Origin of the sequence: Micromonospora sp. NPDC047753, assembly GCF_040642735.1 — a bacterium.
Lineage (GTDB): Bacteria > Actinomycetota > Actinomycetes > Mycobacteriales > Micromonosporaceae > Micromonospora.
The window spans coordinates 12,775-27,007 of the sequence record NZ_JBEYSL010000025.1 but is presented as its reverse complement, the minus strand read 5'-3'; the positions used below and the strand labels follow the sequence as shown (position 1 = coordinate 27,007).

General features: G+C 72.5%; 14 protein-coding genes and 1 tRNA gene. 11 read left to right on the top strand and 4 right to left on the bottom strand.

Going from position 1 to position 14,233, the window contains the following annotated elements:
* The 7 genes from ABZ749_RS04175 to ABZ749_RS04145 all read left to right on the top strand — a co-directional run bounded on the left by ABZ749_RS04175 (position 1) and on the right by ABZ749_RS04145 (position 6,623).
* Positions 1–738: a uracil-DNA glycosylase gene (locus tag ABZ749_RS04175; protein WP_357222550.1), complete on the top strand. Its 738-nt coding sequence runs from the start codon at positions 1–3 to the stop codon at positions 736–738.
* Between the two features lie 22 nt (positions 739–760).
* The gene (locus ABZ749_RS04170; protein WP_357222548.1) at positions 761–1,546 is read left to right on the top strand and encodes a DUF4129 domain-containing protein; all 786 of its coding nucleotides are present in this window, start codon (positions 761–763) and stop codon (positions 1,544–1,546) included.
* The gene (locus tag ABZ749_RS04165) at positions 1,543–2,127 is read left to right on the top strand and encodes a hypothetical protein (protein ID WP_357222546.1); all 585 of its coding nucleotides are present in this window, start codon (positions 1,543–1,545) and stop codon (positions 2,125–2,127) included. The genes ABZ749_RS04170 and ABZ749_RS04165 overlap by 4 nt, the downstream gene beginning before the upstream one ends.
* A complete protein-coding gene (locus tag ABZ749_RS04160; protein WP_091394243.1) occupies positions 2,127–3,134 on the top strand; it encodes a MoxR family ATPase in 1,008 nt (335 codons plus the stop codon). Before ABZ749_RS04165 ends, ABZ749_RS04160 begins: the two co-directional genes overlap by 1 nt.
* Positions 3,134–4,576, top strand: coding sequence for a DUF58 domain-containing protein (locus ABZ749_RS04155; protein WP_357222544.1), 1,443 nt, complete (start codon positions 3,134–3,136; stop codon positions 4,574–4,576). Before ABZ749_RS04160 ends, ABZ749_RS04155 begins: the two co-directional genes overlap by 1 nt.
* A 52-nt stretch (positions 4,577–4,628) precedes the next feature.
* The gene (locus ABZ749_RS04150) at positions 4,629–5,189 is read left to right on the top strand and encodes a hypothetical protein (protein WP_357222542.1); all 561 of its coding nucleotides are present in this window, start codon (positions 4,629–4,631) and stop codon (positions 5,187–5,189) included.
* 102 nt (positions 5,190–5,291) lie between these two features.
* Positions 5,292–6,623: an NAD(P)/FAD-dependent oxidoreductase gene (locus ABZ749_RS04145; protein ID WP_145787284.1), complete on the top strand. Its 1,332-nt coding sequence runs from the start codon at positions 5,292–5,294 to the stop codon at positions 6,621–6,623.
* A 110-nt stretch (positions 6,624–6,733) separates the two neighbouring features.
* On the opposite strand, the gene ABZ749_RS04140 is transcribed toward ABZ749_RS04145, so the two are convergent.
* Positions 6,734–8,593: a hypothetical protein gene (locus ABZ749_RS04140; protein ID WP_357222539.1), complete on the bottom strand. Its 1,860-nt coding sequence runs from the start codon at positions 8,591–8,593 to the stop codon at positions 6,734–6,736.
* A gap of 101 nt (positions 8,594–8,694) precedes the next feature.
* Here ABZ749_RS04140 and ABZ749_RS04135 point away from each other — a divergent pair.
* From ABZ749_RS04135 to ABZ749_RS04120, 4 genes are all read left to right on the top strand, one after another.
* Positions 8,695–8,775: transfer RNA gene (locus ABZ749_RS04135), tRNA-Leu, on the top strand.
* A 106-nt stretch (positions 8,776–8,881) separates the two neighbouring features.
* The gene (locus ABZ749_RS04130; protein ID WP_238679755.1) at positions 8,882–9,697 is read left to right on the top strand and encodes a Bax inhibitor-1/YccA family protein; all 816 of its coding nucleotides are present in this window, start codon (positions 8,882–8,884) and stop codon (positions 9,695–9,697) included.
* Positions 9,698–9,833: 136 nt separating this feature from the next.
* The gene (locus tag ABZ749_RS04125) at positions 9,834–10,592 is read left to right on the top strand and encodes a Bax inhibitor-1/YccA family protein (RefSeq protein ID WP_357222537.1); all 759 of its coding nucleotides are present in this window, start codon (positions 9,834–9,836) and stop codon (positions 10,590–10,592) included.
* A gap of 47 nt (positions 10,593–10,639) precedes the next feature.
* A complete protein-coding gene (locus ABZ749_RS04120; protein ID WP_355005640.1) occupies positions 10,640–10,960 on the top strand; it encodes a hypothetical protein in 321 nt (106 codons plus the stop codon).
* A 12-nt stretch (positions 10,961–10,972) separates the two neighbouring features.
* Here ABZ749_RS04120 and ABZ749_RS04115 read toward each other — a convergent pair whose 3' ends face one another.
* The 3 genes from ABZ749_RS04115 to ABZ749_RS04105 form a co-directional block, all read right to left on the bottom strand.
* Entirely contained in the window at positions 10,973–12,235 is a 1,263-nt protein-coding gene (locus ABZ749_RS04115) for an acetyl-CoA C-acetyltransferase (protein WP_357222535.1), read from the bottom strand.
* Between the two features lie 77 nt (positions 12,236–12,312).
* A complete protein-coding gene (locus ABZ749_RS04110; RefSeq protein ID WP_357222533.1) occupies positions 12,313–13,125 on the bottom strand; it encodes an SGNH/GDSL hydrolase family protein in 813 nt (270 codons plus the stop codon).
* Positions 13,122–14,171: an SGNH/GDSL hydrolase family protein gene (locus ABZ749_RS04105; protein ID WP_357222531.1), complete on the bottom strand. Its 1,050-nt coding sequence runs from the start codon at positions 14,169–14,171 to the stop codon at positions 13,122–13,124. Before ABZ749_RS04105 ends, ABZ749_RS04110 begins: the two co-directional genes overlap by 4 nt.
* Positions 14,172–14,233 lie beyond the last annotated feature (62 nt).

The following is a 14,233-nucleotide window of genomic DNA, read 5'->3' as shown; positions in this document are numbered from 1 at the left end:
ATGACGAAGCTGGTCCGGTCCGAGCGCAGCGCGGCCATCGCCCGTTGCAGCAGCACCTCGGTACGGGTGTCCACCGAGCTGGTGGCCTCGTCGAGCCCGCGGCTGGTGCAGTGGCGGGAGGAGGTCGCCCGTACCCGCCGGGCCGCCTTCCGTGACCAGGAGTACTGGGGTCGGCCGGTGCCGGGCTTCGGCACCGGTGACGCCCGGATCGCCATCCTCGGGTTGGCGCCCGCCGCGCACGGTGGCAACCGCACCGGCCGGATCTTCACCGGTGACCGCTCGGGTGACGTGCTGTTCGCCGCGCTGCACCGGGCCGGGCTGGCCAACCAGCCGACCAGCGTCGCCGCCGACGACGGGCTCACGGTGCGCGACCTGCGGATCTTCTCGGCTGTCCGGTGTGCGCCTCCGGACAACAAGCCGACCCCGCTGGAACGGGACACCTGCGCACCCTGGCTGCACCGCGAGGTCACGATGATCCGGCCCACGCTGCGGGTCGTGGTCGCGCTGGGCGCGTTCGCCTGGGCCGCGTGGTGGCCGGTGCTCCGTGCGGTGTACGGGCAGCGCCCGCCCAGCCCGCGCCCGGCGTTCGGTCATGGGGCACACTGGTCCGGCACGAACGCCCCGGACTTGCTCGGCTGCTACCACGTCAGTCAGCAGAACACCTTCACCGGGCGGTTGAAACCAGAGATGTTGGACGATGTCTTCGGCCAGGCCAAACAGCTGGCCGGAGTGGACTGAGGCGACGCGTGGGGTGGTGGCGATGACAGACGGAACACGCCCGCCCACACCGGTACCGTCCGCCGAGCCGGGCGTGCTGCGGCCGGTGCTCGGCCTGCTGCGCCGGTGGTGGCCGGTCGGCGCGGTCGCGGCCCTGCTCGCCGGTGCCGCGCTGGCGTCCGCCCACTCGTCGATCGGGGCCAGTCGCATCCCGCCGGCCGCGGACAACGTGCCGTGGGTTCCCGAGTACCCGACCGTCGAGCCGTCGCCGTCCATCCCGATCGAGCCCCGCGACGCCGGAGAGGCCACCCAGGCGCACATCCCGCAATGGGTCGGCACCGTGGCTGTGGTCCTGCTCGGTCTGGCCATCCTCGCCGCGCTCGGCTACCTCAGCTGGGTCCTGATCCGGGGAGCGCTGCGCCGCACCACCCGGGCACTACCCGCGCAGCGGGCCCGCCGTACCGCCGAGGGCACCGCCCGCGAGGTGGTCGCCGCCCTCGACGCCGGCCTGGTGGAGCTCGACGACCGGGACACCGACCCCCGGGTGGCGGTGATCGCCTGCTGGGTGCGCCTGGAGGAGACAGCCGCCGCGGCCGGTGTACCGAGGCTCGCCGGGGACACCCCCACCGACCTGGTCAGCCGACTGTTGCAGGGTGACCTGGCGGCGGGCGTGCCGGCCATCGCCAGTACCGACGTGCTGGCCGAGTTCGCGCACGTCTACCGGGAGGCCCGCTACGCCACCCACCCGGTCGGCGAACGCACCCGGGACCAGGCCCGCGCCGCGCTCGGTCGGCTGCGCGGAGAGCTCACCGCGGCGGTGACCTCATGAGCAGCACCAGCATCGACGATCTGCTCGCGTTCGAGGAGGAGGCCGCGCCGGCGGGTCCGCAGGCGCGCCCGTCCCGTTGGCGTCCGGTGCTGCGCTCGCTCGCGTGGGCCGCCGCGTTGGTCGCGGTCCTGCTGGTCGGCCTCCGCGCGGTGGGCCTCCAGGTCTCGCTTCCCGTACTGATCGCCGGGGTGCTCGCCGTGCTGACGGTCCGCCGGGTCACCGCCCTGCTCGCGCCGCCACCTCCGCCGCCGCCGGCTCGCCGGGCCGGCGCGGGCGAGGAGGACGGCAGCTACAACTGGGACGCCCGGGACGCGCTGCGTGGCGCCATCAACCAGTGGGAACGGCCCCTGGACTGGTCCTCGAACCGAACCGAACGTTTCACCGAGGTGGTCCTGCCCCGGATCGGTGAACTGGCCGACGAGCGGATGCGGCTGAAACACGGCGTCACCCGTGAGTCGGATCCCGCCCGCGCCCGCGTCCTGCTGGGTGACCGCCTGTGGACGTTCCTGGAGACCCCGCCTCGCCGCACCCCGTCGCCGCGCGATCTCGCGGTGATCGTCGCCGAACTGGAGAGCATCTGATGAACGACGTGGACCGGAGCATTGCCCCCGCCGAGGTCGGGCACCTGGCTCGGGCGGTCCTGGACGCGGTCGGCACCGTCGTGGTCGGCAAGCGGGACGCGTTGGAGCTGGTCCTCGCCGGCATCCTCGCGGGCGGGCACGTGCTCCTGGAGGACCTGCCAGGGCTCGGTAAGACACTCACCGCCCGCTCGTTCGCCCAGGCCCTCGGGTTGGACTTCCGTCGGTTGCAGTTCACTCCCGACCTGCTCCCCGCCGACGTCACCGGCTCCTTCCTGTACGACCAGCGCAACGGTGACTTCACCTTCCGGGCCGGCCCGGTCTTCACCAACCTGCTCCTCGCCGACGAGATCAACCGGACGCCGCCGAAGACCCAGTCCGCGCTGCTGGAGGCGATGCAGGAGAAGCAGGTGTCGGTCGAGGGTGTGACCTACAAGCTCGACGAGCCGTTCCACGTGCTGGCCACCGCCAACCCCATCGAGTACGAGGGCACCTACCCGCTGCCGGAGGCGCAGCTGGACCGGTTCCTGCTGCGGGTCTCCTTCGGTTACCCGCAGCACGAAGAGGAGTGGGAGGTGCTGCGCCGTCGGATGAGTCGTCGCCGGGAGGAGGCGGACATCAAGGCGGTGGTCGACGCGGCGACGCTGCGGGCCATGCAGGCCGCCCTGGAGGACGTGGTCGTGGAGGACTCCATCGGCCGCTACATCGTGTCGCTCACCGCTGCCACCCGGGAGCACCCGTCGGTGCTGGTCGGCGCCTCACCTCGCGGTTCGCTGGCGCTGCTGCTGCTGGCCCGGGTCCGCGCGGTGTTCGGCGGACGGGACTACGTGGTGCCGGAGGACGTCAAGTCGGTGGCGGCCCCCGCCCTGGCCCACCGGATCACCCTGCGCCCAGAGATGTGGTTGCGCCGGGTCGACCCGGCGTTCGTGGTGGGCGAGGTGCTGGAGGCGACTCCCGCCCCGGCCAGTGGCGCGCTGCCCAGCTACGCGGCCGGCGGGCCCCGGCACTGATGACCGGACCGACAGTGCCGACGGCCACCGAGGCGGAACCGGCCGCCGGCTGGGCGCCCACCCCGGCGCTCGGCCGCGCGGTGCTGCTCGCCGGTCTGCTGCTGGTGGCCGGGGTGCTGCTGGGCCGGGTGGACCTCATCGTGCTCGCCGCCCCGTTCGCGTTGGGCACCGCGTACGCGCTGCGTCGACGACCCACTGCGCTGCCTCAGGTGTGGATCAGCCAGGGTGACGGTGGGCCGCTGGTCGAGGGCGGTGACGTGGCTGCGGCGGTGAGCGTCGGCAACCCGGACACTGTCGACTACGACCTGGTGGTGACGCGTACCCGCGTGTCGCAGTGGCTGCGGATCGACCGGGCCGGCTTCGCCCGCGACGAGGCCGCCGACGACGGGGAGCCGAGCGCCATCCCGGGAACCGGTGCGACGGCGACGGGCGACGGCAGGCGACGATCCGTCGCGGACCGACCGTTCGTGACGTCGGTGCCGAGTGGCGCGGCGGTGGACCTGGAGCTGGCCGGCAAGGCCCTGCGCTGGGGCCGGCACCCGGTCGGCCCCGCCGGTGCCCGGGTCGCCGCGGCCGGGGGTCTGCTGGTCTCCCGGGCGGTGATCACCGAGCCGGTGCGGGTGCGGGTGTACCCCCGTACCGAGCCGTTCGAGGCGGTCGAGGCGATGCCCCGCGCCGCCGGCCTGGTCGGGGCGCACCACTCTCGCCGACCTGGAGAGGGCGGCGAACTAGCCGGCGTACGCGTCTTCGCTCCCGGTGACCGGCTGCGCCGGGTCGACTGGCGGGTCTCGTTGCGGGCCCGGCAGCTGCACGTGGCCGCCACTCTCTCCGACCGGGACGCGGAGGTGGTGGTGCTGCTCGACGTGCTCGCCGAGGCGGGCCGCTCCGGTGGGGCTGACGGTGCCGCCTCGGTGTTGGACACCACAGTCCGGGCCACCGCCGCGATCGCCGAGCACTATCTGCACCGTGGTGACCGGGTCTCGCTGCTGGAGTACGGGCCGGCCGCCCGCCGGCTCCGGCCGGCCGCCGGGCGGCGGCAGTACCTGACCGTCCTGGAGTGGTTGCTCGACGTCCGGGTCCACGCGTCCGCACACGAACCGTACGACCAGGTCTTCGGCCCGCAGTTGCTCTCGTCGGACGCGTTGGTGGTGGTGCTCACCCCGCTGCTTGACGAACGGTCGGCGCAGATGCTCGCCCGGTTGGCCCGTGGTGGGCGGTTCGTGGTGGCGGTCGACACGTTGCCGACCGACCTGGCGTCGCCGAAGGACCGGGGTTGGGCCGAGGTGGCGTACCGGCTGTGGCGCCTGGACCGGGAGACCATGATCGGGCAGCTCCGGGAGCATGGCGTACCGGTGGTGCGCTGGGCCGGTGCCGGCAGCCTGGACCAGGTGTTGCGGGACGTGGCCCGGTTGGCGACGGCCCCAAGGGTGGGTGGCCGGTGAGCGCGAGGAGTGAGCTTGCGAGCCCCGCGGCCGCGAACGGAAGGCGGGTGCGGTGAGCGCTCTGGTGGAGCGGGTTCGGGCGGCGCAGTACGCCGTCGCTCGCGTCAGCGTGGCCCCGCTGCTGGTCCGGGTGGGGATCTTCGTCATCGTGTTTGCCGGGTTCGCTCTGGCGTTCCCCGCGGAGGTGCTTTCCGGCCGGTCGATCTTCTTCCTGGCGGTGGCCGCCCTGTTGCCCGCTTTCGGGCCGCGCAAGGTCTGGACGACCTTCACGGCGTTGGTCACGGTGTGCGGTTGGTTGCTCGCCACCGACGGGTACGGCCGTCCGGTCGCCCTCTGGCGGCTGCTCGCCGTCGCGGCCCTGCTCTACCTGGGTCACACCCTCTGCGCGCTGGCCGCGTTGTTGCCCTATGACGCGATGGTGGACCCCGAATTGATCACCCGGTGGTTGGTGCGGTCGTCGGCCGTGCTGTTGGGTTCCGCAGTCCTCGGCGTGCTGTTGTTGCAGGCGACGGGGACGGGCGGGGGTGCCGGATACCAGTGGGTGACAGTGCTGGGGCTGCTGGTGGCGGTGGGGACGGCATTGTTGCTGGGCTGGCTCCTGCGACGTCGGTGACCACTGCGATCCGAGGGTTACGCAGGTCACATGGGTTGTGCTCCGTCACAGATGGGGGCCGCGAGCGGGATTACCTGAGCCGGCCGGGGAAAGATAGACAACGTGAATCCGAAGCGGATCCTTGTGGTTGGTGCAGGGCACGTCGGTCTGTACGCGGCGCTGCGCCTGTCGAAGAAGCTCAGCTCCCGTGAGGCTGAGGTCATGGTGGTTGACCCCCAACCCCACATGACCTATCAGCCGTTCCTGCCGGAGGCGGCGGCGGGCAACATCTCCCCGCGGCACTCCGTGGTGCCGCTGCGACGGGAGTTGCGCCGGTGCAAGATGGTGGCCGGCACGGTCACGCGGATCGAGCACGACCGCAAGGTGGCCACCGTCCAGCCGATCAGCGGCCCGGCCCGGGAGATCACCTACGACCACGTGATCGTGGCCCCGGGTTCGGTCTCCCGCACCCTGCCGATCCCTGGTCTGCACGAACAGGGCATTGGGTTCAAGACCATCGGCGAGGCGATCTACCTGCGCAACCACGTGCTGGATCGGCTCGACGTGGCGGCCGCCACGCCGGATCCGGACGTCCGCCGTTCGGCGCTGACCTTCACCTTCGTCGGCGGTGGGTACGCCGGCATCGAGGCGCTCGCCGAGATGGAGGACATGGCTCGCGACGCCCTGCGGTACTACCCGGAGCTCAAGCAGGACGAGGTCCGTTGGGTCCTGGTCGAGGCCACCCAGCGGGTGCTGCCCGAGGTCGACCGGGACATGGGTGCGTACACCGTGCAGCAGTTGATGAAGCGCAACATGGACATCCGGCTGGACACCCGCCTGGAGTCCTGCGTCGACGGGGTGGTGAAGCTCTCCGACGGTGACAGCTTCCGTTCCGACACGATCGTCTGGACCGCCGGTGTGAAGCCGTCGCCGATGCTGGACTCGACCGACTTCCCGCGCGACGACCGTCGACGGATCACCTGCCTGCCCACGCTCCAGGTGGTCGACGGTGACCAGGTGCTCGAGGGCGCCTGGAGCGCCGGGGACTGCGCCGCCGTGCCGGACCTGACCAAGGAGCCGGGGAACTTCTGCTCGCCGAGCGCTCAGCACGCGGTGCGCCAGGCCGCCCGGATGGCCGACAACATCGCGGCCGTGATCCGGGGTCGCGAGCCGGTGAACTACAAGCACAAGCACGTCGGCAGTGTGGCGAGCCTCGGCCTGCACAAGGGCGTGGCCCAGGTGTACGGCATCAAGATGACCGGTTGGCCGGCCTGGGTGATGCACCGGACGTACCACATGAGCCGGATTCCGTCGTTCAACCGGAAGGTCCGCGTGGTGGTGGACTGGTCGTTGGCGTTCTTCCTCAAGCGCGAGGTGGTCGCCCTGGGCCAGCTGCACGACCCGCGCGAGGAGTTCGTCGAGGCCTCCCAGCCGGTCGGCGCACCCCGCGTCTGACCAGAGACAGACGCCAACCCCGTCGATCTTGCACTTCCGGATGCCGTGATGCGCCTTCTGGTGCGTCCTGTCCGGACAGAAAGTGCAAGATCGGCGGGGTTCTGGCTGGTCTAGACCCGCCACGTCCAGGCGTCGGCGATGCGGGTGGGCGGGCCGTAGAGCTGCTCCAGGGTTGCTCGCAGAGCGTCCGCGTGAGGGGTTTCGTCGGTGAGCGCCACGCAGGAGGCGCCCCAGAATTCCGCGTCGCGGACGGCCTGGCGGCGCTGCTCGTCACCGATGGCCGGTTGGTCACCGCGGCGGGCGACATCCGCCAGTAGCGCGGAGGTGGGCTGCTTGAAGGTGCCCATCGCCGCGGCACCGCCTCTCCCGTACGGGCCGATGAAAAAGCCTTCCGGCAGCCCGAAACCCGCGTCGGCGGCGGTCGCCCAGCGCATCGGCCAGGGCTCCTTCGGAGTGGGCAGTGGCACCGGGACCAGCACCCCGCCCGGCGGTACGCACTGCCGCCAGTGGCCGCCGGTGATGAATTCCGGCACTGCGGGTCGCCCTGCGGTCGGCAGGGGGGTCGGGAAGATCGGCAGCAGCGCCGCGCCGACGGCCAGCGGCACCAGCCGCCGCGCCCGGCCGGAGCTGCGCTGGGCCCGGTCGACCGCGAGCACCAGCAGCGTGGCGACGATCGGCAGCAACGCCAGCGCGAACCGCATCGGCAACGCCCCGTCCACCACCGGCAGCCCTCCGATCAGGGCGTACGGGCCGGGAACCGCCGTCCTGGTGCCGCCGAGCACCACCTCCGGGCCGAGCGAGAGCGCCCCCATCACCAGGCCCGCCACGACGCAGGCGAAGACCAGCCGGCGCCGCCCGGCCCAGATCGCGCAGACCGCGGCGACCAGCAGCAGTGGCCAGCCGAGGAACGTGTTGTACTCGGCGGGCCCGGTGGTCAGCCGGGCGGACTCGTCGCTGCCGGCAACCGACAGTGGGGAGAGCGCCCACCAGCTGCTCAGGTCGGCGGAGAAGTAGGCAGGGGTGAACATCCCGTCGGCGACTCCCTGCGGCCCGGCGAACTGGAACCACAGCGGATAGCCGAGCACCAGCAGGGCGAGCCCGGCGGCGATCGCCAACCCGCCGGCGAACCCGGGAAGCGCCCGGCGGGCCAGGTCCCGGTCCGCCACGGCGTAGCTGATCGCCATCGCCAGCAGCGTGATCGCGGCGAGGAACAGCACCTCCTCGCCGATGAAGACCTGGGCGCTGACCGCGCCGGCCAGCCCCGCGGCAGAGGTGAACAGTCGCCGACGGTCCGGCCCGGTGGTCCGGGTACGGCCGGCTTCGTCGGGGGTGCCGGGCCCCGGGTCGGCCGCCCGCAGCAGCCGGACCACCAGCCAGACGATCACCGGCACCAGCCACTGGGCGGTCATGTGCAGGTGGCTGTTGGTCTGCGACACCATGCCGGGTCCGAATCCGCACAGCCCGCCGCCGAGTGCGGCGGCCAGCCGGCGGACGCGCAGCGTCCGGTGGAACAGCAGGTACCAGGCGAGTGCGGTGCCGGCGAGGTTGCCGGCGGCGAGCAGTGCGAAGGTGACCGGCGCGCCCAGCAGCAGGGTGACCGGCGCGAAGAGGACGCCGAGGGCGATCACAGTGGTGTTGGCCATCAGGTTCACACCGTCGGGAGCGTTGAGCCGGTCGGTGAGCAGGTCGAAGTCGCCGAGCAGCGCGCGGGCGTCCACCGCCAGGAACCACTCGTAGAGGGTCTGGTCCGCCGGGTTGAGCGCCAGGATGCGCCCGCTCGGGTCGGGCCACAGCCCGTGGGTGAGCCAGCCGGCCAGCGCCGCGAAGAGCAGAGCGGCCGGCAGATCCGCCCGGTGGCGGCGGACGGCGGCCAGCAGCCGGGTGGCCCGGGGTTGGCGGTTGGCCCGATCGGCGAGGCGGAATGCCTGCTCAGGGGCGGCGTCGGGGGCCGTGGGGGCTGCGCTGCTCACGGCATCGACCCTAATGTGGCCAGGCCGGCGGGGTACGCCGGGTCGCCGTAGACCGGCTACGGTGACACTGCACCAGGCGTGTCGGCGCGCCGGTGCCACTCGCCCGGGTGGTGGAAAGGCAGACACGGCCGCCTTAAAAGCGGCTGCCGAAAGGCGTGCGGGTTCGACCCCCGCCCCGGGCACCGGTCGACTCACACATTCTCATTCGTGATCTCCAGGACTTGGCTCTGCCGTTTACTCTTGGAGGGCACGTTCACGTGCAAACGACCCCCTGAGGGAGGCCAGACAGTGAAGACCTCGAACCCGGTGCTCGCCCGGCTCGGCCAAGCGGCCGAGCGGGAGCGCTCCGCCGGGTACGCCCCGGCCGGGCCGTACGGACAGCCCGGCATTCCCCAGCAGTACCCGTCCCAGGCCGACTACCCGGCCGCGCCACCCACTGTGGCGCCGATGACCGTCGACGACGTGGTCGTCAAGACGGTCGCTCTGCTCGGCATTCTCGGCATCACCGCCGCGGCCGCCTGGGTGCTCGTTCCCGACGCGCTGGTCGGTACCGCCTGGATCGGCGCGGCGGTCGTCGGCCTGGTGCTCGGCTTGATCATTTCGTTCTCCCGGATGGCCAACCCGGCGCTCGTGATCGCGTACGCGGTCGTCGAGGGTGTTTTCGTCGGCATGGTCAGCAAGGCGTTCGAGACGGCCTACGACGGCATCGTGCTCCAGGCCGCCGCAGCCAGCTTCGGCATCTTCTTCCTGATGGCGATGCTCTACCGGGCGAAGGTCATCCGGGCCACCCCGGCCTTCGTCAAGGGCATGATCGCCGTGATGGTCGGCCTCTTCGCGGTCATGATGATCAACCTGGTGCTGGCGCTGTTCGGCGTCAACACCGGCCTGCGCGACGGCAGCCCGCTCGCCATCGGCTTCAGCCTGGTCTGCATCGTGGTCGCCTCGCTGAGCTTCGTGCTCAGCTTCAAGGAGATCGAGGACGGCGTCCGGATGGGCCTGCCCCAGCGCTACTCCTGGGTGGCCGCGTTCGGCATCCTGGTCAGCCTGGTCTGGCTCTACATCGAGATCCTGCGCCTGCTGAGCTACTTCCAGGGCGACGACTGACCTCGTCCGCACTGCCGACCGGCGCCCGTCCCCACTCCGGTGAGGGCGGGCGCCGTCGTCCGCGCCGTTTGCCCGCCGCCGCCGGTCCGCCCGGGGCAGAGTGACTTCGGGGGGTACGCGGGCTAAGGAGGCGGCGGTGCGCAGCAACAACCCGGTGCTCAACCGGCTGGACGCAACCGGCCGGGTGGAGGCCCGGGTGCTCGGCGCCCGTGACGTCGAGCCGATGACCGTCGACGACGTGGTGGTCCGTACCGTCGGGTTGCTGCTGGTGACCGGCGCGGCCGCGGCGGTGTCCTGGGCGGTGATCCCCGACGCGGTGTGGCTGGGCGCAGCCCTGGCCGGCAGCGCGCTCGCCTCGATCGCGCTGGTCCTGGTCATCTCGTTGCGGGGGATCACCAACCCGGTGCCGATCGTCGGCTACGCCATCCTCCAGGGGCTGCTGCTGGGGGTGGCGAGCCGCACCTTCGAGCAGGTCTATCCGGGCATTGTGGTGCAGGCGGTGGCGGGTACCTTCGGCGTCTTCCTCGGCATGGCGGCGCTCTACCGGGCCCGGGTGATCCGGGCGACGCCCCGCCTGGCCCGCCTGGTGATCGGCACCCTGCTCGGCATCGCCGTGCTCAGCGTGGTCAACCTGGTGTCATACCTGATCACCGGGCGGTCGGGCCTGGCGGTCTACAGCGTCAGCGGGCAGGTCGGCTGGCTGCCGTACGCCTTCTCGGTGGTGGCCATCATCGCCGGGGCGTTCAGCTTCATTCTCGACTTCGACCTCGTCGAGCGTTCGGTGCGGGACGGCCGAGCCCGCCGGTACGCGTGGCTGAGCGCGTTCGGCCTGCTCACCGGGTTGGTCTTCCTCTACTGGCAGTTGCTGCGGCTGCTCAGTTACCTGCGCCGCTGACCGGCCCGACCCGGACGCGGCCGGTGTCGGCCGTAGACTCGGCGGCGATGAGCGCAGCGGAGTTGGACAAGGCCGTGCAGTTGCTGGTCCGTCAGATCGCGCACTGGCAGCAGCCCCGGTGGGCGGCGGTCGCGACCGCCGGCAACGTGTCCCGCGCCGACCTGGTGCACCGCCTGGTGCAGGAGGTCGCCAACCTGGCCGCCGACGCCGAGGGGGAGCCCCGTCGGGTGGTGCCCCGGCTCGACAACGACCTGGCCCTGCCCGATCAGTTGCGGGTGGTCACGGCGGACCTGCTGGCCGCGCACCCGGGGCCCGAGGCGCTGGCCCGGGCCGCCGCCGAGGTGACGGCGACCCGCAGCGCGCTCTGAGGGCAGCCCGGCTCAGCTGAGCCGTTCGAGCACCATGGCCATGCCCTGGCCACCGCCCACGCACATGGTCTCCAGACCGATGGTCTTGTCGTGCCACTCCAGTGCGTTGAGCAGGGTGCCGGTGATCCGGGCACCGGTCATGCCGAACGGGTGGCCGACCGCGATGGCCCCGCCCATCACGTTCAGCTTCTCCTCCGGGATGCCCAGCTCGCGGTAGGAGGGGATGACCTGCGCGGCGAACGCCTCGTTGATCTCGACGAGGTCGACGTCGTCGATGGTCATGCCGGCTCGGCGCAGCGCCTGCCGGGACGCCTCGACCGGCCCGAGACCCATGATCTCCGGCGACAGGGCTGTCACGCCGGTTGAGACGATCCGGGCCAGCGGGGTGAGCCCGAGTTCCTCGGCCCGCTGGGCGCTCATCACCACCACTGCGGCGGCGCCGTCGTTGAGCGGGCAGCAGTTGCCGGCGGTGATCCGACCGTCCGGGCGGAACACCGGCTTCAGGCCGCCGACCGCGTCGAGGGTGACGCCGGCCCGGGGCCCGTCGTCGGTGCTCACCACTGTGCCGTCCGGCGTGGTCACCGGGGTGATCTCCCGGGCCCAGAAACCGTCGGTGATGGCCTTCTCGGCGAGGTTCTGGCTGCGTACGCCGAACTCGTCCATGTCGGCGCGGCTGACGTCGTACACCTGGGCCAGGTTCTCCGCGGTCTGCCCCATGGACAGGTAGATGTCGGGCAGTTCGCCGGCCTCACGCGGGTCGGTCCACACCTCGGCGTCGCCCTGCGCGCGGCGCTTCGAGCGCTCAGCCGCCGTGCCGAAGCGGGGGTTCTCCCAGCGGCCGCCGACCAGGGCCTGCGCCTCGGGCGGCAGCCCGTCGGAGCTGCCCCGGGCGTAGCGGGAAACCATCTCCACCCCGGCGGAGACGAACACGTCGCCCTCGCCGGCCCGGATGGCGTGCATCGCCATCCGGGTGGTCTGCAACGAGGAGGCGCAGTAGCGGGTCAGCGTGGCGCCGGGGACAGTGTCCAGACCGAGGAGCGTGGACACCACCCGGGCCATGTTGAAGCCCTGCTCGCCGCCGGGCAGGCCGCACCCGAGGTAGAGGTCGTCGATCGTGGTCGGATCAAGCGCGGGGATCTTGTCCAGCGCGGCCTGGACGATGGTCGCGGCGAGGTCGTCGGAGCGGACGTCGCGCAGGGAACCCTTGTGCGCCCGGCCGATGGGGGAGCGGGCGGTGGCGACGATGACGGCGTCGCGGGACGACTCAATCGGCATGGACCAACGTTAACCCGCCGGTAACATCGCGCGGAAGAAGCGGACGCGGCGGGAAATGTCACCCTGGCCGGGGGGATCTAGCGCCGGGCCGTGGCCGCCGCCGCGGCGACGATGGCCGGTAGCAGCGCGTGCGCCCACACCCGGTAGCCGTCGGCGGAGGGGTGGAAGCCGTCCTGGCAGAGCGTCCCGGCGTCGGCCCGGAACACCGGCCCGGTCTCGGTCGCCAGGTCGACCACCGAGCCGCCCGCCTCCAGCACGGCAGTGGTCTGCGCGCGGGCCACCCGACGCCCGGACCAGCCGACCACCTGGCGCAGCGGAGGCGCGATGGCACGCACGGCCCCGAGGTCGGGGCAGGTGCCCACCACCACCTCGACGCGTGCCTCGCGCAGGCGGTGCACCGCGGCGCCGAGATAGGCCGCCGCGTCGGAGGGCCGGCGCAGCCCGGTGGCGTCGTTCGCGCCGATCAGAATCAACGCCACGTCGGGCCGCTCGCCGAGCAGGGCCCGGGCCACCTGGGTGGCGAGGTCCGTCGAGCGGGACCCGGAGACGCCGACGCTGGACAGGTGCACCCTACGGCCGGCCGGCCCCTCGGCGAGCAGGTTGGCCAACTGCCCGCCGATGGTGTCCTCCAGACGGTCGACACCGACGCCCAGTGCCGACGAGTCGCCCAGCAACACCAGCCGCAGCGGGGCAGCGCCCGCCCGGCCGATCGTGGCGCGCAGGGCAAGGCCGAGCTCCGGTTCGGCGTAGCGTCGGTGCCGGGCGATGAACGCCTCACCTGCGAGGACGGCGGCGCCCCCGACAGTGCCGGCGAACAGCGAGATCGCCGCCGCCCGACCCAGTCGGCCGGCGACGCCGGAGGTCACGCTCCGCGCGCTGCGCTCGTTCATGCCAGTCCCTCCACTGTCGAGGTGTCCGAGGCGGACCCGTGCTGCGGCACCGCGCCGACACCGAAGAACGCCCGTCGGCGCAGCTGCGCCCACCGGCCGGCCGGCCCCCGATCGCGGCCTCGTACCTGGACGCCGCTGACCTCCGTGCCGGCGTGTCGGGCCGCCTCCTGCGCGGCCCTCGGCAGCGACCGTACGCCGTCCCCGAGCGTCGGTGTGGCCCGTCGTTCCGGGGTCGCGCCGAGGGCGGAGAGCATCGTCGGCAGGAGCGCGGCGGCGGCCATCGCGTACCCCTCGGCGGAAGGATGGAACCGGTCCCAGGCGAACATCCGGGTCGGTTCGGCCGCGAACCGGGGGCCGAGCAGGTCACCGAGCGAGACCGTCCACCCGCCCGCCTCGACCACGGCCACCGTCTGGGCGGCCGCGAGCTGGCGGCTCCAGCGGTGCGCCAGCCAGCGCAGAGGAGGCTGGATCGGGCGGATCGCGCCCAGGTCGGGGCAGGTGCCGACGACCACCTCGCATCCCGCGTCACGCAGGGTGTGCACCGCCTCGACCAGGTAGCGCACCGCCAGGCCGCGCGGGGTGCGGTTGGTGATGTCGTTGCCGCCGATGAGGATCACCGCGATGTCGGGTCGGCACTCCAGCGCCGCCTCCACCTGGTGGCGCAGCGCCGCCGAGATGGCGCCGACCACCGCGAAGCGGTGCAGCTGCACCGGCCGGTGCAGTCGACGGGACAGGCCGGTGGCGAGCAGCGCCCCGGGCGTCTCCCGACGGCGGTGCACCCCGTAGCCGGCCGCCGACGAGTCACCGAGCACGACCATGGTGAGCGCCGGGCCGGGGAACTTCGCGCCGTACATCCCGTCGCAGCGGGGCGGCGGCGCCTCGGCCATCGGGATGGTCCGTCGTGCCTGGCGTGCCTGGCCGACCAGCACCCCGCCGGTCGCCACCACGGCCGCCGCGGTGGCACCTGTCCCGATGGCCGCCAGCAGGGCGACGCGCCTGGCCTGCCGCCAGCGCTCATCGGGTACGACGAAACCTGCCACCCCCATATCTCGACATTATCGCGCTGGCCCGACACACCGCTGTCGTCGTGACGGCACCCGGGTGCCTG